General features: G+C 73.3%; 17 protein-coding genes. 11 read left to right on the top strand and 6 right to left on the bottom strand.

What is annotated here, in order from left to right; genetic code table 11:
• The first annotated feature begins 117 nt into the window (after positions 1-117).
• The 4 genes from ABZ128_RS17080 (at position 118) to ABZ128_RS17095 (ending at position 5006) form a co-directional block, all read left to right on the top strand.
• On the top strand, positions 118-1482 hold the full coding sequence (locus ABZ128_RS17080) for a DUF6777 domain-containing protein (RefSeq protein WP_356849151.1): 1365 nt from the start codon (positions 118-120) through the stop codon (positions 1480-1482).
• Between the two features lie 7 nt (positions 1483-1489).
• Positions 1490-3553, top strand: a complete 2064-nt coding sequence (locus ABZ128_RS17085) for a SpoIIE family protein phosphatase (protein ID WP_356849153.1) — start codon at positions 1490-1492, stop codon at positions 3551-3553.
• 68 nt (positions 3554-3621) lie between these two features.
• Positions 3622-4482: a DNA-formamidopyrimidine glycosylase family protein gene (locus ABZ128_RS17090; RefSeq protein ID WP_356849154.1), complete on the top strand. Its 861-nt coding sequence runs from the start codon at positions 3622-3624 to the stop codon at positions 4480-4482.
• A gap of 92 nt (positions 4483-4574) precedes the next feature.
• Positions 4575-5006 (top strand): hypothetical protein, encoded by a 432-nt coding sequence (locus ABZ128_RS17095; RefSeq protein WP_356849156.1) that lies wholly within the window; start codon positions 4575-4577, stop codon positions 5004-5006.
• 37 nt (positions 5007-5043) lie between these two features.
• Here ABZ128_RS17095 and ABZ128_RS17100 read toward each other — a convergent pair whose 3' ends face one another.
• Both ABZ128_RS17100 and ABZ128_RS17105 read right to left on the bottom strand, forming a co-directional pair.
• Entirely contained in the window at positions 5044-5544 is a 501-nt protein-coding gene (locus ABZ128_RS17100) for a hypothetical protein (RefSeq protein WP_356849208.1), read from the bottom strand.
• A gap of 190 nt (positions 5545-5734) precedes the next feature.
• On the bottom strand, positions 5735-6274 hold the full coding sequence (locus ABZ128_RS17105; protein WP_356849158.1) for a sigma-70 family RNA polymerase sigma factor: 540 nt from the start codon (positions 6272-6274) through the stop codon (positions 5735-5737).
• A gap of 275 nt (positions 6275-6549) precedes the next feature.
• Between ABZ128_RS17105 and ABZ128_RS17110 the strand changes: the two genes are divergently transcribed.
• Positions 6550-7800 (top strand): CapA family protein, encoded by a 1251-nt coding sequence (locus tag ABZ128_RS17110; RefSeq protein WP_356849159.1) that lies wholly within the window; start codon positions 6550-6552, stop codon positions 7798-7800.
• Here ABZ128_RS17110 and ABZ128_RS17115 read toward each other — a convergent pair.
• Positions 7784-8245, bottom strand: a complete 462-nt coding sequence (locus tag ABZ128_RS17115; protein ID WP_356849160.1) for a universal stress protein — start codon at positions 8243-8245, stop codon at positions 7784-7786. The two genes, ABZ128_RS17110 and ABZ128_RS17115, sit on opposite strands and share 17 nt — an antisense overlap.
• 60 nt (positions 8246-8305) lie before the next feature.
• On the opposite strand from ABZ128_RS17115, the gene lysX reads away from it, so the two are divergent.
• Positions 8306-11620: a bifunctional lysylphosphatidylglycerol synthetase/lysine--tRNA ligase LysX gene (gene lysX, locus ABZ128_RS17120; RefSeq protein ID WP_356849162.1), complete on the top strand. Its 3315-nt coding sequence runs from the start codon at positions 8306-8308 to the stop codon at positions 11618-11620.
• A 70-nt stretch (positions 11621-11690) separates the two neighbouring features.
• Positions 11691-12599, top strand: a complete 909-nt coding sequence (locus ABZ128_RS17125; protein ID WP_356849163.1) for a polysaccharide deacetylase family protein — start codon at positions 11691-11693, stop codon at positions 12597-12599.
• Positions 12600-12679: 80 nt separating this feature from the next.
• Here ABZ128_RS17125 and ABZ128_RS17130 read toward each other — a convergent pair whose 3' ends face one another.
• Positions 12680-13354 carry a class F sortase gene (locus tag ABZ128_RS17130; RefSeq protein ID WP_356849165.1) on the bottom strand — a complete coding sequence of 225 codons (675 nt, stop codon included), beginning with the start codon at positions 13352-13354 and terminating at the stop codon, positions 12680-12682.
• A gap of 350 nt (positions 13355-13704) precedes the next feature.
• Between ABZ128_RS17130 and ABZ128_RS17135 the strand changes: the two genes are divergently transcribed.
• The gene (locus tag ABZ128_RS17135; protein ID WP_356849166.1) at positions 13705-14235 is read left to right on the top strand and encodes a hypothetical protein; all 531 of its coding nucleotides are present in this window, start codon (positions 13705-13707) and stop codon (positions 14233-14235) included.
• Between the two features lie 160 nt (positions 14236-14395).
• On the opposite strand, the gene ABZ128_RS17140 is transcribed toward ABZ128_RS17135, so the two are convergent.
• The gene (locus ABZ128_RS17140) at positions 14396-14950 is read right to left on the bottom strand and encodes a hypothetical protein (protein ID WP_356849168.1); all 555 of its coding nucleotides are present in this window, start codon (positions 14948-14950) and stop codon (positions 14396-14398) included.
• A 188-nt stretch (positions 14951-15138) separates the two neighbouring features.
• Positions 15139-15909: a hypothetical protein gene (locus tag ABZ128_RS17145; protein ID WP_356849169.1), complete on the bottom strand. Its 771-nt coding sequence runs from the start codon at positions 15907-15909 to the stop codon at positions 15139-15141.
• Positions 15910-15997: 88 nt separating this feature from the next.
• On the opposite strand from ABZ128_RS17145, the gene ABZ128_RS17150 reads away from it, so the two are divergent.
• The 3 genes from ABZ128_RS17150 to ABZ128_RS17160 all read left to right on the top strand — a co-directional run bounded on the left by ABZ128_RS17150 (position 15998) and on the right by ABZ128_RS17160 (position 20035).
• Entirely contained in the window at positions 15998-16378 is a 381-nt protein-coding gene (locus ABZ128_RS17150; protein ID WP_356849171.1) for a hypothetical protein, read from the top strand.
• Positions 16379-16928: 550 nt separating this feature from the next.
• Complete coding sequence (locus tag ABZ128_RS17155) at positions 16929-17759, top strand: SAM-dependent methyltransferase (RefSeq protein ID WP_356849210.1); 831 nt, start codon at positions 16929-16931, stop codon at positions 17757-17759.
• A gap of 131 nt (positions 17760-17890) precedes the next feature.
• On the top strand, positions 17891-20035 hold the full coding sequence (locus ABZ128_RS17160; RefSeq protein WP_356849211.1) for an EAL domain-containing protein: 2145 nt from the start codon (positions 17891-17893) through the stop codon (positions 20033-20035).
• The last annotated feature ends 42 nt before the right edge of the window (positions 20036-20077 follow it).

Raw genomic sequence — 20077 nt, forward strand, 5'->3', positions numbered from 1 at the left:
TACGGGGTCCCTTGAACATGTTCAAGACCGGGGGAGCGGTTGGCGGCGCTCCGGTTGCGGCCCTCTCCGGGATGCGGCAGACAAGAGGGAGCATCCTGGGCGAAAAGGGAGATATCCGTGCACGCACCGACACCCCGTCAGGCGCCGCGTCGTCACACGCCGGTCCACGCCGCCCTCTTCGCGCTCGTCGGCCTGCTCGCCGCGGCCTGCGGCGGCGCCGAGGAGCAGCATGCCACCGCCGGGCCCGAGAGCCAGGACATCCAGCTCCAGCCCGTGGCGGCCGCCGGCCTCGACCCCTTCACCCCCTCCTCCGCCCCCGGCGAGTCCGCCCCGCTCCAGGCGCCGCTGCCCAACCGGACCGGCAAGGGCATCCGCACCGTGAACGCGGCCACCCCCGGTCTGTACGGCGGCACCGAGCGCTACGGCAGCTGCGATGTGGAACAGCAGGTCACCGCCCTGACCCAGGACGACAAGAAGACCCGCGCCTTCGCCGAGGCCGCCGCCGTCGAGGCGGCGAAGGTCCCCGAATTCCTGCGCGGCCTGACCCCCGTGGTGCTGCGCGCCGACACCCGGGTCACCAGCCACGGCTTCCGCGACGGCCGTGCCCACGGCTTCCAGTCCGTGCTCCAGGCGGGGACCGCGGTGCTCGTCGACGCCCACGGCATGCCCCGGGTCCGGTGCGCCGGCGGGAATCCGCTGCTCGCGCCGCGCGCCCCCAAGGGCACACCGGTGCTCAAGGGCGAGCAGTGGGCCGCCTACCAGCCCGCGCAGGTCATCGTCATCGAACCGACCGCCGCCGAACTCCGCAGTCTGATCATCGTCAACATCGCCGACAACAGCTGGCTGGAGCGCACCACCGGCGACGACGGCGCGCAGGACCGCCTCCCGCAGCCGGTGCCCCCCTACGACCCGGCGGACGGCATCCCGGACGCGCCCCTCACCCCGCCGAACGGCCGGCCGAGCGGGCAGCCGCCGGAGGGCTCCGGCGTACCGGCGCCGCAGCAGCCCCAGCCGCCGGGGCAGTCCGCCCCTGCGCAGGTCCCGCCGGGCGGCCGTGCCGAGGCGGCGCCGCAGGCCCCGTCCGACCCGGGTGTGCCCGCCGCGCCCGACGGCGGGGCGCCGCAGCCCGACGCCCCCCAGGGCCGGGACCCCTTCGCGCCGCAGGATCCGAGCGCGCCGCAGGACGCCCCGGACCCGCTCGCGCCGCAGGACCCCCTCGCCCCCCGGGACCCCCTCGCCCCCCGGGACCGCCTCACGCCGCAGGACCGCCTCACGCCGCAGGACCCCCTCGCCCCGCGGGACCGCCTCACGCCGCAGGACCGGAACGTGCCGGAGGACCGGAACGTGCCGGAGGACCGGAACGTGCCGGAGGACCGGAACGCGACGGACGACCCCCTCGGCCAGAGCACCCCGGACGAGTTCCTGCCCGACCCGGAGCAGCAGCAGCCCCCGGACGCCGTCTCCGATCTGGAGAGCGCCTGACCGGCCCGTGTGTCATGGTGGACCGGTGCCGACCGCAGTATCGCTGCCGGACGACTGGCCCGCGCACCCGGACCGGTCGCTCTCGCTCAACCGCATGGGAAGTTTCGACTGGGACCTGGTCACCGGTCTGATGCACATGGACGCGGCGGCCCTGGACGTGTTCGACACGGTCCCCGAGGACTACGACGGCCGGCCCGAATCGCTCTCCCCGCGCGTCCCGCCCGCCGAGGGGGCCCGGCTGGACGCCCTCGTCGCCAGCGCCCTCAAGAGCGGCGTCGACAGCTACGGCGCGTACTTCCGCATCCGCTGCCACGACGGCAGTCTGCGCTGGACGCACACCCAGGGCCGCGTCATGCGCGAGCGGGACGGCCGCCCGTTCCGGATCATCGGCATCGTCCGGGACGCCACCGAGGAGCTCAGCCACTCGGCGGAGCGCCTCGGTCTGGACGAGGAGCGCCGCCGCCAGACCTCCGTGGTCGAGAGCACCACCGCCGCCCTCGCCCATGCCCGGACCGTGCAGGACGTCATCGACGCCCTCGGCGACGCCCACGGCCTGGAGCGGCTCGGCACCATGGGCATGGTGATGGGCCTGGTCGAGGCGGGCCGGATCCACCTCGTGGCCGAGGGGCCGGTGGGCAGTTTCGTCCCCGGCACGCGCTACACCCGCATCGACGAGCAGTACCCGATGAGCGAGGTCGTCCGCTCGCTCCAGCCGCGCTTCCTCGACTCCGCGCAGGAGTTCGCCCACGACTACCCCGAGCTGTGGGCCAAGATCTCCTCCATGGACATCTCGGCGGCCGCCTACCTGCCGCTGATCGCCCAGGCCCGCCCCATAGGCGCGCTCGGGCTGCTCTACCAGGACAAGGACGGCTTCACCCAGGACGAGCGCAACCTCCTCGTGGCGCTCGGCAGCAGCATCGCCCAGAGTCTCCAGCGCGCGATGCTGCTGGAGCAGGAGCACGATCTGGCGGAGGGCCTCCAGCAGGCGATGCTGCCGCGGCGGATCCCCTCGGTGCCCGGCGCCGACATCGCGGTCCGCTACCGCTCCGCCCGGATGGGCCAGGACATCGGCGGGGACTGGTACGACGTCATCCCGCTGCCCGGCGGCCGCGTCGGGGCGATCATCGGCGACGTCCAGGGTCACGACACGCACGCGGCGGCGGTCATGGGCCAGCTGCGGATCGTGCTGCGCGCCTACGCCGCCGAGGGGCATTCACCGGGCACGGTCATGGCCCGGGCGTCCGTGTTCCTCCACGAACTGGACACCGACCGCTTCGCGACGTGCACGTACGCGGAGGCCGACCTCACCACCGGAGTCCTGCAACTGGTGCGGGCCGGGCACATCGACCCGCTCGTGAGCAGCCCGGACGGGGACTGCCGGAGACTGGCGGTGGAGGGCGGGATGCCGCTGGGGCTGTCGGCCGAGTTCGGCCGCCTGGACTACCCGGTGAGCACGGTGGAACTGGACCCCGGGGACACGCTGGTGCTGTGCACGGACGGTCTGGTGGAACACCCCGGCGCGGACCTCGACGACGGGCTGCAGCTCCTCACCGCCCTGATCCGCAGCGGTCCCTCGGACCTCCAGCAGCTGGCGGACCGGCTGTGCGGGGTGATCGACGAGCGCGGCGGCGACGACGACATGGCCCTGCTCCTGCTGCGCCGCCAGATCAAGGACGCCCCGCAGGGCGGCGGCCGCCTGCAGCAGCACGTGGCCCCGGGGGACCCCGAGGCGCTGGTCGCGGCCCGCCACATGATCGGGGCGGCGGTACGGGCGTGGGGCGCGCGGGAGAGGGCCGACGAGATCGAACTCGTCGCGGACGAGCTGATCGTGAACGCCCTGATGCACACGGACGGACCGGCCATCGTGACCCTGCGGGTCCTGGCCGGGGCGCAGCGCAGGCTCCGGGTGGAGGTGGAGGACCGCTCCAGTGCCCTGCCCCGGCGGCGCGAGGCGGGCAGCGCCGGGGTGTCGGGGCGGGGGCTGATGCTGGTCGACCGCCTGGCGGAGGTCTGGGGAGTGGAGCCGCGCGGCAGCGGCAAGTGCGTATGGTGCGAGTTCTCCCTGCCCTGACCCGCGGGCCGCGCCGGCCGCGCGGGGCTGCGCTGGCGCCCGGCCGGAAGCGTTGGCAGGCTGGTGGCATGCCCGAGCTGCCCGAGGTCGAGGCCCTCCGGGAGTTCCTCGACGCGCATCTGGCCGGGCGGGTGGTGGAGCGTGTCCTCCCGCTCGCCGTCAGCGTGCTGAAGACGTACGACCCTCCCCTCACCGCCCTCGAAGGCCGGCCCGCCGGGACCACCGACCGGTACGGCAAGTTCCTGGCGATGCGGATCGGGGAGCTCCACCTCGTCACCCACCTCGCCCGGGCCGGCTGGCTGCGCTGGCAGGACAGCCTGCCCGACCGGCCGCCCCGCCCCGGCAAGGGGCCGCTCGCCCTGCGCGTGGCCCTGGAGGGCGGCGGCGGCTTCGACCTGACCGAGGCGGGCACCCAGAAGCGGCTCGCGGTGTACGTCGTCCACGACCCGCAGGAGGTACCGGGCATCGCCCGCCTGGGGCCGGACCCGCTGGCCGAGGACTTCGACCTGGCCGCGTTCGCCGCGCTGCTGGCGGGCGAGCGCCGGCAGATCAAGGGCGTCCTGCGGGACCAGGGCGTCATCGCCGGGATCGGCAACGCGTACAGCGACGAGATCCTGCACGCGGCCAAGGTCTCGCCCTTCAAACTGGCCGCCTCCTTCGACGACGAGCAGGTCGCCCATCTCTACGAGGCCGTCCAGGAGACGCTGCGCGAGGCGGTCGCCCGCGCGCACGGCGTGGCCGCCGGGAGCCTCAAGGCCGAGAAGAAGAGCGGGCTGCGCGTGCACGGGAGGGACGGGGAGACGTGTCCGGTGTGCGGGGACACCATCCGCTCGGTCTCCTTCGCGGACTCCTCGCTGCAGTACTGTCCGACCTGCCAGACCGGCGGCAAGCCGCTCGCCGACCGCAGGCTCTCCCGCCTCCTCAAGTGAGCCCCCGCGACCGGCCTCCGCGCCCCGGGCTCCCCGACCGCCCCCTCCACCGGCCTCGGCAACGGACCCACGGCTGCGTACACTTCCGCCCCATGTCCGAGCCGCAGTCGCCGCAGTCGCCGCAGCAGCCGGGGCCGCAGCCGCCCCGGCGGGAGGTCGTCACGGGCGTGCCCCGCGGCGCCCGCCGCCGTCCGCCCGCGCACACCCCGGCCCGCTCGGAGATCTCCGAGCAGACGACCCTGGGCGCCACCTACGTACGCGCCCTCATGCGCAGCCAACTCCGCGCGGGCCTGGCGGCATTGGCCGCCCTCGCCCTGCTGGTCGGGACCCTGCCCCTGCTGTTCGCGCTGCCGCGCTCGGCGTCGGGACCGCTGGAATGGGTGGCCCTGGGGCTGGTGGTGTACCCGGTGATGTGGCTCATCGGCCGCTGCTACGTGACCCGGGCCGAGCACAACGAGGCCGATTTCACCGGCCTGGTGATGGACCCGGCCGAGGCGCCGGTACCGGGCCCCCGCAAGCCGTAGGCCCGCGGGCCGCGGTTCCCCGGGCCCGGGCGGTCGCTCAGAACAGGTGCATCGCCAAATGCCCCAGCGGCAGCCCGAGCTGCCAGGCCGGCGTCCACACCCGTGCGTTCTCGTCGAGGCCCGGCGGGGTGCCGGCGGGGTCGTGCCCGCCGGGGTCGAGGTTGGTGGCGAACAGCTCGGTGCGGTCCAGCCAGCGCCAGGCGGCCCGGGCCAGTTCCAGGTCGGGGTCCTCACCGCGCCCGCGCTCCCGGGCCTCCTCGCCCAGCGCGAGGAAGCGGGTGTCGACCCAGTCGCGCCACGGATGCCCGTACGCCGTCAGCGACAGCCACTCGTCGAGTTGCGAGACCACCCGGATCCCGGAGAGCTCGCCGGCCGCGTCGGAGAGGTAGATGGTCAGGGCGAGCGTGTCGCGCCCGGCGCGGAACTCCAGGGTGCTGACCGGGATCAGCCGGCCCGTGCGCAGCAGTTCGTCGGCGATGTACTCCGCGTAGAGCCATGCCATGGGCACCGCGAGCCCGCCGTCACTGGTGCCGTTCATACCCTCGGGCTGCACCGTTTCCACCTTCTCCCGCGCGTCAGCTTCCCGTCGTCAGCCATGAGCCTTCACCGAGCCACTCGCGGAACGGGGGAGGTTTACCCAACTTGAACGCTCTGAGGCCGATTTCGATGCGCTTCTTGTCCGATCCGCGGGCATTCGGGTCGTTCCCTGAGTGCCGCTCCCGTCCCGCTCAGGCGCCGAGACCGTACCCGTATCCCTGGAGTCCCTTCCTCAGGGCCCGCAGGGCGTAGTACGTACGGGATTTGACCGTGCCGGCCGGAATCCCGAGCTCCGCCGCGGCCTCGGCCACCGAGCGGTCCTGGAAGTAGACCTGCACCAGCACCTCGCGGTGCTCCGGCCCCAGGGACCCCACGGCCCGGCGGACGTCGATGGCGGTGACCGAGCCGGCCACCGCGTCCTCGGGGGAGGGAGCCTGCTCCAGCCCCTCCGGGTCGACCTCCTGCGGCCGGGACAGCCGGGCCCGGCGCGCGTCGATGGCGAGCCGCCGCGCCACCGTGAACAGCCAGGGACGCATGGACTCGTGGTCGCTCTCCAGGACTTCGGGGTGCTGCCAGGCCCGGACCAGCGTCTCCTGTACGAGGTCCTCGGCGCGCTGGCGGTCCCCGGCCGTGAGGCCGAGCAGGAACCCGAAGAGAGCCCGGCCGTGGTCTCGCTGGAGCTCCGCCAGCGTCTCGGGGTCCGTGCGCAGCAGGGTGGGGGAGAGGGGCACGAGTGGCTCCTTCCTGGTTCCGTTCAGGTCCGACGGATCCACCCTCACCTGCACGGAGCGCCCCGGGAACCGTCCCGTGCCGCCGGTGCGCCCAAGCACCCGGGTCGTCCGGTGGGCGGCCGCGCCCGGCGACGAACGGTTGAACGGCGCGGCGAACGGCCGTCCGGGTGAGTTCGCCTCGGGCTGCGGAGCCGCTTCTTGACCGGAGGGCATCTCCTTCTACGTAAGACGGATGATCCGATGGCCATATTGATCCCGTGAAGGGGAGTCGACCCATGTCCCAGCCCACCCGCCAAGCCCTCGCGCTGCTCTCGGCCGCCCTGCTGGCGGGCGCCGCCGCCGGCTGCTCCGACGGCAGGCAATCCGCGTCCGCCACCCGCCTCGGCACCGCGCAGGCCCCGGAGCCGTCCCGCGCCGACGGCTCCGGCACCGCACCCCCCGACGCCTCCCCCAGGGGGTTCACCCTGGTCGCGAGCGGGGACGTACTGCCCCACGACTCGATCATCAAACGGGCGGCAGCCGATGCGGGCGGCGACGGATACGACTTCAAGCCCATGTTCTCCGGCGTCAAGCCGCTGGTCTCCGCCGCCGACCTGGCGATATGCCACATGGAGACCGTCTACGGCGAGGACGGCGGCCCGTTCACCGGCTACCCCGCCTTCCAGTCCCCGCCCGCGGTCGCCGAGGGGCTCAAGGACGCCGGGTACGACGGCTGCTCCACGGCCTCGAACCACACGCTGGACGGAGGGAGCGCGGGGATAAAGCGCACCCTGGACACCTTCGACGAGGTCGGCCTGCAACACGCCGGCTCGGCCCGTACCGCAGCCGAGGCGGCCACGCCGGCCCTCTACACGGCGGGCTCCGCGAAGGTCGCACACCTCGCGTACACCTACGGCACGAACGGCTACCCGATGCCCGAGGGCCAGCCGTGGGCCGTCAACCTGATGGAACAGGACAAGATCCTCGCGGATGCGCGGGCCGCCCGGAAGGCCGGGGCCGACGTGGTCCTGGTCAGCGTGCACTGGGGCACCGAATGGCAGACCGAGCCGGACGAGACCCAGCTCTCGCTGGGCCGGGCGCTCACGGCCTCGCGGACCGGCGGACGCCCCGACATAGACCTGGTACTCGGCACCCACGCGCACGTTCCGCAGGCCTACGACCAGGTCAACGGCACCTGGATCATCTACGGCATGGGCGACCAGGTCGCCGGGGAGATGTTCAACCACTCCGGCGCGCGGGACGTGCGCGGCAACTACGGTTCGATCGGGCGGTTCACCTTCGCCCCGCCGGCCGTCGCGGGCGGCCGCTGGCAGGTCACCCGGGCCGAGTTCGTCCCCCAGATGACGGACCTGTCCGCGGGCAGGGTCGTCAACCTGCCGGCCGCGCTCGCCGCGCATCCCGGCCGGAAGGACTACGAGAGCGCCCAGGACACCGTCTCGGAGGCCGTCCTCAGCCGCGGCGCCGCCGAGCACGGCCTCACCATGGCCCGGCAGGCCCCGCACCCGGACGCTACGGCACCACGGTGACCGGCCACCGGCCCGCCTTCACCAGACGGACCGCCACCGAGCCGACGATGCGGTGCCCCGCCTGTTCGGAGGCACCCACCACCACCGCGTCCGCCTTCAGTTCCTCCGCCGCGTCCACCAGGCCCGCGTACGGGTCGCCGCGGAAGGTGTGGAACTGCCAGCGCATGTCGTAGATGCCCTTGAGGCGCTCCGCGGCCTCCCGGATCTCGGCCACCAGCCCCTCGGCGATCTCCCCGGTGGTGCCGGCCACCGGCGCGCCCAGCGCGGCCCCGGCCGGCATCACCGGCTGCACGTACACCAGGGCCAGCAGCGCGTTCTGCCGCCGCGCCAGCCCCGCCGCGTACGCCGCCGCCCGCAGGGAGGACTGCGACCCGTCCACCCCCGCCAGGATCACCTTCGGCCCGTCCGTACCCCGCTCGAACCCCGAATCCACGCGCTCCGTCACGGCTCCCAGGCTATCCGGCTCGACGCGCGGACCGCCGCCGCCCTCCCTACAGTGCGAACCATGAGTGCCACCGTGGAGGAGACCCGCGGCACCCGGAACCGCTTCCTGAACCGGGTGCCCGACGGATTCGCCGCGTTCTTCGGAACGCTCGGGCTGGTGTGCGCCGTGCTCGCGCTCTCCCCGACGCTGCGGCACCTGCTGAGGCACTTCGTCCGCTTCCTCGACGAGTTCGTCGTGCCCGTCAGCGAGAACCTCGCGTACGCCGTCTTCCTGTTCCTGCTCGCCGCGGCGCTCGGCACCCGCAAGAAGGTCGCCTGGTGGATCGTCGTCACCTATCTGGCCCTGCTGATCCTGGTCGATCTCCTGATCGTGGCCGACGGGTACTACTGGGTCGGCGGCCCCTCCATGGTCATCGCCGTCGCGGCCCTCGTGCTCCTGATCGCGGCCCGCAAGGAGTTCTACGCGGCCTCCCGGCCCGGCGCCTTCTGGCGGGCGCTGCTCGTCCTCGGCCTCGGCCTGCTCACCGCCGTACTCCTCGGGTGGGGCCTGGTCGCCCTGTTCCCCGGGACCCTCCCCAGGGGGCAGTGGCTGGACTGGGCCGCGAAGCAGGTCTTCGGCGGTCTCTTCTCGGCCCGCCGGTTCGACGGCCGGCCGCCCCGGCCGCTGTACTTCCTGCTCGGCCTCTTCGGCGCCCTCGCCCTGCTGAACGCCGCCGCGGCCCTCTTCCGCTCCCAGCGGCTGACCGCCGCCCTGCACGGGGACGAGGAGCTCCGCATCCGCGCCCTGCTCGCCGCTTACGGGCGCAGCGACTCCCTCGGCTACTTCGCCACCCGCCGCGACAAGGCCGTCGTCTTCGCCCCGAACGGCAGGGCGGGCGTGACCTACCGCGTCGAAGCCGGGGTCTGCCTCGCCAGCGGGGACCCGGTCGGCGACCCGGCCGCCTGGACGCCGGCCATCAACGCATGGCTGACCGTGGCCCGCCGCCACGGCTGGCAGCCCGCCGTGATGGGCGCCTCGGAGGCCGGCGCGACCGCGTACGCCCGCTCCGGACTCAGCGCCCTCCAGCTCGGCGACGAGGCCATCCTGCACGTCGCGCACTTCGACCTCGACGGCCGCGACATGCGGGTGACCCGCCAGGCCGTCAACCGGGTCCGGCGCACCGGCGCCACCACCCTCATACGCCGCCACTCCGCCCTCACCGAGGAGGAGATGCAGCGCATCATCGACCGCGCCGACCACTGGCGCGACACCGAGACCGAACGCGGCTTCTCCATGGCCCTGGACCGGCTCGGCGACCCCGCCGACGGGGACTGCCTGCTCGTCGAGGCCTTCGACGCGGACGGTGAACTGATAGCCCTGCTGTCCTTCGTCCCCTGGGGCAAGGACGGCATCTCCCTGGACCTGATGCGCCGCGACCGCACGGCCCCCAACGGGGTCATGGAGTTCATGGTGGCCCAACTCTGCGCCGCCGCTCCCGGTCTGGGCGTCCACCGGATCTCCCTGAACTTCGCCGTCTTCCGCTCCGCCTTCGAAGAGGGCGGCCGGATCGGCGCCGGCCCGGTCCTCAAGCTGTGGCGCGGGCTGCTGCTGTTCTTCTCCCGCTGGTGGCAGCTGGAGGCGCTGTACCGCTCGAACGTCAAGTACGGGCCCGAGTGGTACCCGCGGTTCCTCTGCTACCAGGACGCCGGCTCGCTCGCCCGGGTCAGCCTCGCCTCCGGCATCGCGGAGGGCTTCGTCTCCGTACCGAGCCTGCGCAAGCTGTGGGGAAACGCCCATGCCAAGGGCCTGACCGCCCCGGCCACCACCGAGGGGCTGCCCTCGATCGACTCCCTCGCCCTGGAGCTCGCCGGAGAGGAGGGCACGGCGGCCGCGCGGGCCGAGCGGCTGCCCGAGCAGGTCCGGGTGCGCCACGCCAAGATGGAGCGGATCCGGTCCGCCGGCACCGACCCGTACCCCGTCGGGATCCCGCGGCGCAGCCACACCGTGGAGCAGTTGAAGGCCGCCCACCCGGCCGTCCCCGGACTCCCGCCCGGCGCCCGTACGGGAGAACGGGTCACCCTCGCCGGCCGCGTGATGGTCGTACGCGACCTCGGCGGGGTGGTCTTCGCCGTCCTGCGCGACTGGTCCGGGGACATCCAGCTGCTGCTGACCCGCGAGGAGGCCGGCGCGGACGTCCTGGACGCCTTCACCTCGCAGGTCGACTTCGGCGACCACGTCGTCGCCACCGGCGAGGTCGGCGCCAGCAAGTCCGGCGACCTGTCCGTCGTGATCGACTCCTGGCAGCTCACCGGCAAATGCCTGCGCCCGCTGCCCGACAAGCGCAAGGGCCTCGCCGATCCGGAGGCGCGGGTGCGGCGCCGCTATCTCGACCTCGTCGCGAGCCCGGAGGCCCGGGACGTCGTACGGGCCCGGTCCGCCGCGGTGCAGGCGCTGCGCCAGGGGCTGCTGGACCGCGGCTACCTGGAGGTCGAGACCCCGATGCTCCAGCAGATCCACGGCGGGGCGAACGCCCGGCCCTTCCGTACCCACATCAACGCCTACGACCTCGACCTGTACCTGCGCATCGCCCCCGAGCTGTACCTGAAACGGCTGTGCGTGGGAGGGCTGGAGAAGGTCTTCGAGATGGGCCGCACCTTCCGCAACGAGGGCGTCTCCTACAAGCACAACCCCGAGTTCACCATGCTGGAGGCCTACCAGGCGTTCGCCGACTACGACGTCATGCTCGACCTCACCCGCGAGCTGATCCAGGGCGCCGCGACCGCCGCCTTCGGCTCGCCCGTCGCCCACAAGGCCGGCGCCGACGGCAAGCTCGTCGTCCACGACATCTCCGGCCCCTGGCCGGTCAAGACGATGTACGGGGCGATCAGCGAGGCGCTCGGCGAGGAGGTCGGCGCGGACACCCCCGAACACGTGCTGCGCGGGCTCTGCGACCGGGCGAAGGTGCCGCACACGCCCGAGGACACCCGGGGCGACGTGGCGCTGGAGATGTACGAGCGGCTGGTGGAGGAGCGGACCGGGCTGCCCACCTTCTACAAGGACTTCCCCACCGACGTCTCCCCGCTGACCCGGCAGCACCGGGTGGACCCGCGGCTCGCCGAACGCTGGGACCTGGTGGCCTTCGGCACGGAGCTGGGCACCGCCTACTCGGAGCTGACCGATCCCGTCGAACAGCGGCGCCGGCTCACCGCCCAGTCGCTGCTGGCGGCCGGCGGTGACGTGGAGGCCATGGAACTCGACGAGGACTTCCTGGACGCGCTGGAGTACGCCATGCCGCCGACCGGCGGTCTGGGCATCGGCGTCGACCGGCTCGTCATGTTCCTCACCGGCCTGACGATCCGCGAGACGCTGCCGTTCCCGCTGGTGCGGCGCGGCTGAACGGGTGAGGGGAGGCAGGCGCGTCCGCGCCTCTCGACATCCGCGGCGATGTCGTTGATACGTAGTAATAATGAAAAATGACGAGCCGACAGTAGGGCGACGCGCGCTCCTGCGTACCGCCGTCTTCCTCGGAGTCGCCGCCGCCTCCGGACTGCTCAGCGCAGGAGAGGGCGGCGCTCCCGGACCCGGCGCCACGGCCGGCGGCCCGGGCGCCCTGCCCGGCGCGGGCGGCCCCGGACCCGGCGGAGCGGCCGGACCCGGCGGGGTCCGCCCCCTGCGGGCACAGGCCCCCGGCCGGACGGCGTACCGGCTGAGCCCCATGACCGCCGAGGCCCCGATGCACCCCCAGGCCGCGAAGCCCGCGGTGCGCACCCGGCCCTTCCTGGCACTTCCGTCCGGCGCCGGCCCGGCGAACGCCATGGTGCTCACCTTCGACGACGGACCCGACCCCCGCTACACGCCCGCGATCCTCGACACCCTCTCGCGCCACGGCGTCCGCGCGATGTTCTTCGTCTGCGGGGAGATGGCCACCGAAAACCGGGACCTGCTGCGCCGGATGAGCGCCGAAGGGCACGTCATCGGCAACCACACCTGGACCCACCCCCTCATCCCCCGGCTCAGCCGGCCGGCCCTCGCCTCCGAGATCACCCGCACGAGCGACGTCGTACAGGAAACCGTGGGGGAGCCGCCCCAGTGGTTCCGGGCGCCGTACGGGGCGTGGAACCGGGCGGCGTTCGAGATCGGCGCCGAGCTGGGCATGGAGCCGCTGGCCTGGACCGTGGACAGCCTGGACTGGACGGAGCCGGGCACCACCCCGATCGTCTCCCGTGTGCTCAAGGGAGCGGCCCCCGGCGTGATCGTGCTGAACCACGACGCGGGCGGCAACCGTTCGCAGAGCGTCCAGGCCCTCGCCGCGTACCTGCCCCAGCTGCTCGCCCGCGGCTTCCGGATGACACTGCCCCCGCTGCCGCCCCGCTGAGGAGCCGCTCCCGCGGTGGAACGGTCGGGTCGCGCCCGGGGCCGGCTTCGTCAGCGGGCCCCGGCCTGCCTCAGCGAGCCTCAGCGCGCCTGCACCATGCGGGCGAACACCACGACGTTGCCGTCGTAGCCGCGGGCCTTCGAGTAGCCGCCGCCACAGGTGATCACCCGCAGCTCGGGCTGCCCGGTGTCCCCGTACACCCGGGAACCGGGGAAGGTGTTCTTGGCGAACACCTCCACCCCGTACACCTCGAAGACCGCTGTGCGCCCGTCGTAGCGCGCCACCTCGATGTGGTTGCCCTTGCGCAGCGAGCCCAGGCCGTAGAAGACCGCCGGACCCCGCGCGTTGTCGACGTGGCCCACGATCACCGCCGAGCCGCGCTGGCCCGGCGAGATGCCGTTGAGGTACCAGCCGGCCAGGTTCGGGTCCTGGGGCGGCGGGGCGTCGATGAACCCCTGCGCGTCCAGCCCCACCGCCATCACCGGCGCGTCCACCTTGATCTCCGGGATCCGGATGCGCTGGACGGACGAGTGCTCCAGCGGCTCCACCGGTGCCTGCGGGCGGGCGGCCGCGGGACCCTCCGACGGCTGCTGGTCGGAGGGAGCCCCGACCGCGGCCGCGGCGGCCGGCTGGGGCGGCCCCTGGGCGACCTCCGCGCCGTTGCGCATCATGGCGAGGCCGGTGAGCATGACCAGCGCGAGCACACCCCAGGGGGATCGTCTCCTGCGAGGCTGCTCGTCCTCGTCCTCGGTCATGGCTCTCCCTTCCCGACGCGGGGGTCCCGACCCGCGTTCTCGTCCCACCCCGGTACGCCCTTCTTCACGCACGTTAAGGGCGTACGCGCAAGACGGCGATCGGTGAAGGGCGAACGGGTGGTGGGGCCGGAAGGGGTGCGGCCATCCAGGTATTCGTCACATAAATGCCTGACGGGTCGTGACCTGCGGATCCGTCAGCTCCGGCGTCCGCCTCTCGGCGTGTCGCTCAACCTTGCGGCCCAAAGGCGGACATGCGCTGGTTGCGGGCCGCCCCGAGGGTTCGACATGGGAGGCGTTCTCGTCGATCTTCCCGGGCGACCGCTCCGGGGCGCTCCCGCTGGAGGTTCCACATGCGTGTTCTGCGCGCTCTCACCGTGAGCGTGGCGGCCTGCGCCGCCATCGGCCTCAGTATGCCGTTCGCCTCCGCGAACCCGGCGGGCGGCCCACCGTCGGGCGGCGGCAACGGCAACAACAACGGCAACGGCCCCAGTAACGTCACGGTCAATCCGTACTCCGTGCATCAGGGCTCGACGATGCAGGTCAGCGCGGCGGGCTGCCACCACGGCGGCACGGTCTGGTCGAACGGCAACTTTCCCCAGACGAACCTTTCGGCCGGGTCCATCGGGTTCGCGACCGTCCGGATCTTCAACCACGCCTCGCCCGGCAACCACACGCTGTCGGTCAAGTGCCACGACAACAGCCTGGTGGCGACGCACCGCTTCACCATCCTCGCGGGCAACGGAGCACAAGGCGGTCTCGGCGGCTCGTTCGGCCCGTCCACCGCCGAGACCGCGATCGGGGCGGGCCTGGTCGGCACCGCGGCCCTGGGAGCGGGCGCCCATGTGGTGCGCCGGCGCCGCCCGGTCCGCAGCCGGGCCTGACGACTGGCCGACCTCCCCGGTCACAAGCCCCGGAAACCGCCGGTCGCCCCGAGCCCTGGCCAGGCATCGGGGCGACCGGCGGTCGGTGGTCGGTGGTCGGCGGACGGAGCGCGGTGGTCGTCGGTCGGTGGTCGGCGGGCCGGCATCGGGCCGCACGCGCTCAGTGGCTGCGCCGGGAGTGACGGCGGCGGAGCGTGTACGCCGTACCTCCCGCGGCGGCGAGGAAGAGGGCCGTGCCCGCGCCCAGCTCCCAGGGGTCCATCCCGGCCACGCTGCCGCCCAGCCCGCCGCGCACGCCCAGCGAGGCGGCACTGCTCCTGGTGGAGGTGGAACTGGTGGTCGGCTCGTTGCTCCCGCCGGCGATCGTGAGATCGGTGGAACCGGTCTCGCCGTTGCAGGTGAAGGAGACGGAGTAGACGGCTCCGCGGCGGGCGTCGCGGTCCACCGTGACCCGTGTGCTCTGGCCGCGCTGGATGCTCACGGTGTCGAAGACCCCGGAGGAGACGGTGGTGTAGGCGGAATCGCAGCCGCTGACCGAGAGCACCACCTGGCCGCCCGGGGCCACGGTCGACGGGGTGATGGCGAAACCGAATGAGGTGGCGGGCTGGGCCTCGGCCGCAAGGGCGGCAGGCGCGGCCGGCACACCGAGCGCGAGTACGGCGCCCGTGGCGCCGGCGCTCAGCAGGGCTGTGGCGGAGGTACGTATCGCACCCATGGTTGATTCTCCGGATCCCCGAGGTGCAGGCCGCGGAAGGGTTTCCGCACGTGGGGGCGCATGCGCCTCGATGACCGCCACGCTAGGGGCGCAGGCCGTGACCCGCGATCAGGAGCGGGCGAACGGGTCACGGCGCTGGGCCGAACCGGGGAAGACGGCCCCGGTACCGGTTTGCCGGGCCGTCCGCCTCAGTCGCCCCGGCCCAGGTGCGGGAACTGGGCGAAGAACGGCTCGGCGGTGGCCGAGATACCGCGCCCGAAGGGTGCGTCGAAGTCCCAGATCAGGAACAGCAGGAACGCGATCAGCGCGCTGAACAGGCCGGCCAGCAGCATTTCCCGGAACGAGCGCCGGATCTGCAAGGTGAAGATCAGACCCACCGTCACCAGGGCTCCGGTGACCAGACCGAACCAGACCACCCCGGGCATCGTCGCGCCGGCGCTCTGACCGCGGGCGTTGCGGGCGTCGTCGACCAGCGCCACCTGGTCCACCAGCGGCTGGTAGGCCTGCCCCTCGTGGTCCGTCTGCGGCTCGTAGTCCGTCACGTCCCGGCGGATGCGGTCGAGCAGCTCCCCACTGCGGTCCGTGAGCCTGGCGTGGTCGGCCATCTCCTTCCACTCGGTGTCCACCACGTACGTGGCGTACGCGTCCACGTCGGCCCGGATCCTCTTGCGGACCTCGGGCGGGTAGACCTCGGAGCGGACGCTGATCTCGTGGAGGGCCTGGGCCTCCTGGCGGACGTACTCCTGGGCGGCGCCGCGGCCCTCCCAGACGCCGGCGATCGCCAGGCCCAGCACGATCGCGTAGATCACCCCGATCATCATGGTCATGTACTCGATGACGTCCGGGGTCTCGTTCGGATCGTCGTCGTCACCGATCCGGCGGTGGTTGAAGAAGGCGATGGACAGCACGACGGCGCAGGCCGCGGCCATCGCGAGGGTCAGGACGAGCCATTCCGACAAGATGACTCCCAATCGGTCTTCGTGCGGGGCGGGCTAGCGCGGGCGCAGCGCGACGATCGCGAGCACCGCGGGGGCCGCGGTCATCAGGGTGAAGGTCACCGGTGAGACGTGGTGCTCCGCCGGTTTGCGGGCCGCCGCGTGGTACACGGGCCGGGCCACCGGCTTCTTCGGGGGCGGCGGGGCCACCACGGGCGTGGGGGCCGGGGCCGGCCGCGGGGGCGCCGGCGGCGGTGCCGGTGGTTTCGGCGGGGCGGGCCGGGGCGGCTCGGGCTTCGGCGGCGGCTTCGCCGCCGGGGGCGGTGGCGGCGGTGCGGGCCGGGGGGCGGGCGGCGGCGACGGCTTCGGCGGCGGCGGTGTGGGCTTCGGACTGGGGGTCGGGGTGGGCGTCGGGGTCGGCGTCGGCTTCGGCGGGCACGGCGGGGGAGGCGGCGGAGGGCAGTGGTGGCCCTGGTGGCCGCCCCCGCCGTGATGGCCGCCGCGGCCGTGCCCGTCTCCGTGGTCGCGGCCTCCGCCGTGATGTCCGCCACCCCGGCCGTCGCCCGACCCGCCGGAGGCGGCGGCCGCGACCAGGCTGCCGGCGCCTGCGGCACCGCCGGTTTCGATCGTCGCGTAGGCGCAGCTATCGGCCACGGCCGGGGCGGCGGACCACGCCGCCCACACCAGGACCGGGACGACCAGCACGCGCCTGGTACGGGCACTGTTCACCCCGGGAGCATGGGCTCGCCCGCGCCCGCGCACGCGGCGGTCGGCCGTGGTTCGCCTGAACGGGTGGCGTGGGGACCGTAGAGGTTTAAGCCATAAACGGAAGCCGTCCGGTCGCCCATTCGATCATTACCGAACATGATCCATCAGTGCCGGTCAACCGGCACGTACGGGGTCCGGGAGGCCTTGAGTGTGTGATGAAGAACGGATCACCAATTTCCGCTTTTGCTCGCTCCGTTGGCCAATGATCAGTACATTCGGCTCGGACAGACGTCCGACCCCGGACAGACCCGCAGGACTACGGCTTGGAGACCGCGATGGAGCGCCCCGCCTGGGCCCCGCCAGGCATCGACATATCGGTGCCGAGCGTGTCCCGCATCTACGACTACTACCTGGGCGGCTCCCACAACTTCGAGGTCGACCGCCAGGCCGCCCGCCGCGCCATGGAGTTCATGCCGGGCCTGCCCAAGATCATGCAGGCGAACCGGGCCTTCATGCGCCGCGCCGTCCGTTACGCCGTCGCCCAGGGCGTCACGCAGTTCCTCGACATCGGCTCCGGCATCCCGACCTTCGGCAACGTCCACGAGATCGCCCAGGCGGCCAGCCCCGACGCGCGCGTCGTGTACGTCGACCACGACCCGGTGGCCGTCGCCCACAGCCAGGCCGTCCTGGCGGGCAACGACCACGCCGGCGTCGTCGCCGCCGACCTGCGCAAGCCCCGGGACATCCTGGCCGCCCCCGAGGTCTCCCGGCTGCTGGACCTGGACCGGCCGGTCGCCCTGCTGCTCGTCGCCGTCCTGCACTTCCTGGAGGACGCGGACGACCCGTACGCCGCCGTCGCCGAGCTGCGCGACGCGCTGGCCCCCGGCAGCCTGCTGGTCCTGACGCACGCCTCGTACGAGGGCATCCCCCTCTCCGAGGAGGTCGCGGGCGGCGCCGTCGGCGTCTACCGGGACATCCGCAACCCGCTCGTCATGCGCAGCAGCGGCCAGATCGCCCGTTTCTTCGACGGCTTCGAGCTGATCGAGCCGGGAGTCGTGTCGATGCCGAACTGGCGCCCGGACGGCAGCGAGGAACCCGAGGACGGTGAGGCGCCGGAGGACCCGTACGCGTTCTCCGGCTTCGGCGGAGTGGGACGCAAGGCGTGAGATCCCCGGCCGCGGTGCCCTCCGGCACGCCGACCCCGAAGAACGCGGAGCCCGCGCTGGGCGGACAGACCCCCGCGCGGCCCACCGGCCCGTCGGCGACGCCGACGGGCCCCGGCGCGCCGCACAGCGGCCTGGAGGACCGGATCGCGCGGTTCGCGACGATCTGGGGACGTGCGATCTTCCCCGTCACGGCGACCTCCCTGACCCGCGTCGAGTTCGAGCAGCACCTCCTTCCGCTCACCCGGACGCTCGTGGAGGCCCTGCACGCCCGGCCCTTCGACGCGAGCGTCGCCCAGCGCGTGGGCGCCGAACTCGTCGCCGTGCACTGCACCGACCCGGAGGCGCTGGCCGGCACCCTCGGCGTGATCGAGTCCTACCTCGTCCTCTACTGCGGGCCCGACGGCTCCGGAGCGGAGGGCGCCGAGGAGTACCGGGCCCGCTGCGCCCGGCTCCAGCACGGCATTGCGGCGGGCTTCGCCCGCGCCCTGCGCGAGCGCACCCTCAAGGAGCAGGAGGCCATCGCCCGCTCCGCGCTGACTGCCCGCACCGACGCCCAGCAGGCCCTGCACGCCAGCGAGGAACGCTTCCGGGCGGTCTTCGAAGGCGCGGCGATCGGCATCGGCATCGCCGACCTGGAGGGCAACGTCCTTGAGGTCAACGAGGCGCTGCTGCGGATGTTCGGCGGCATGGACGGGCACGTGCGGGGCCGCAACGTCAGCGAGTGGGGGCACCCCGACGACACCCCGCACGTCTGGCGCATGTACGGCGAGCTCGTGCGCGGCGAGCGCGAGAGCTACCGCGTCGAGAAGCCGTACTACCGGCACGACGGGACCGTGCTGTGGACCAACCTGACGGTGTCGCTGCTGCGCGACGCCGACGGCGTACCGCAGTACCAGCTGGCCCTGATGGAGGACACCACCGAGCGCCGGCTGCTGAACCTGCGCCTGCGCTACGAGGCGACCCACGACGCACTGACCGGCCTGCCGAACCGGACGCTCTTCTTCGAACGCCTGGAGAAGGCCCTCGGGGGCTCCCAACCGCCCGGCGGCGCAGGCCGCTTCGGCCTGTGCTATCTGGACCTGGACGGCTTCAAGGCGGTCAACGACAGCCTCGGCCACTCGGCCGGCGACCGCCTGCTGGTGGAGGTCGCCGACCGGCTGCAGAGCTGCGCGACCGGCCCCGGCGAGGTGGTCGCCCGGCTCGGCGGCGACGAGTTCGTGGCGCTGACCACCGGCTCCGACACCGAGGAGAAGGTGACCGAACTCGCCGTGCGCATCCTGTCCGCCCTGTCCGCGCCGATCCGGATCGAGGGCCGTGAGCTGTCGGTGCGCGGCAGCATCGGCATCGTGGAGGGCCCGGCCGGTGAGCGCACCCCGGCGGAGGTGCTGCGCAGCGCCGACATCACCATGTACCGGGCCAAGGCGGCCGGCGGCAACCGCTTCGAGTTCGCCGACGCCGAGGCCGACGCGCGCGCCATCACCCGCCACGGCCTGACGAACGCCCTCCCGGCGGCCCTGGAACGCGGTGAGTTCTTCATCGAGTACCAGCCGCTGGTCCACATGCACGACGGGAGCATCCACGGGGCCGAGGCGCTGGTGCGCTGGTCGCACCCGCAGTACGGGGTCCTCGGCCCGGACCGCTTCATCCCGCTCGCCGAGCGGACCGGACTGATCGTGCCGCTCGGGCGCTGGGTCCTGGAGGAGTCGGTCCGCCAGGCCCGCACCTGGCAGCGCGAGCACGGCGGCTCCTCCCTGCGCATCAACGTCAACCTCTCGCCGACCCAGCTCCACCACCCCGGCCTGGTCGCCGACACGGTGGCGGTCCTGGAGAACTCCGGCCTCGCCCCGGGCGCGCTGTGCCTGGAGGTCACCGAGTCGGCCCTGATCGGCGCCGACGACGAGCTCCTGGAACCGCTGCGCCGACTCGCCGCCCTGGGGGTGGACATCGCCCTCGACGACTTCGGCACGGGCTATTCGAACCTGGCGAACCTGCGGCGCCTGCCGGTCAGCGTGCTGAAGCTCGACCGCTCCTTCACCAAGGGGATGCAGCAGCAGCCCGCCAACCCCGTCGACGTCAAGATCGTCGAAGGCATCGTGGCCCTGGCCCACAGCCTCGAACTCGCCGTGACCGTCGAGGGCGTGGAGACCGGCGCTCAGGCGGCGCAGCTACGCGACCTCGGCTGCGACACCGCCCAGGGCTGGTACTACGCCCGCCCGGGAGCTCCCGACCGGATCCACACCCTGTCGCTCTCGGACGCCGTACCCACCCCGTCCTGACGTCCTTCGGGGCGCCGGTCACCCCGCACGGCCGGAGCCCGG

This window comes from Streptomyces sp. NPDC006326 (assembly GCF_040612915.1).
GTDB lineage: Bacteria > Actinomycetota > Actinomycetes > Streptomycetales > Streptomycetaceae > Streptomyces.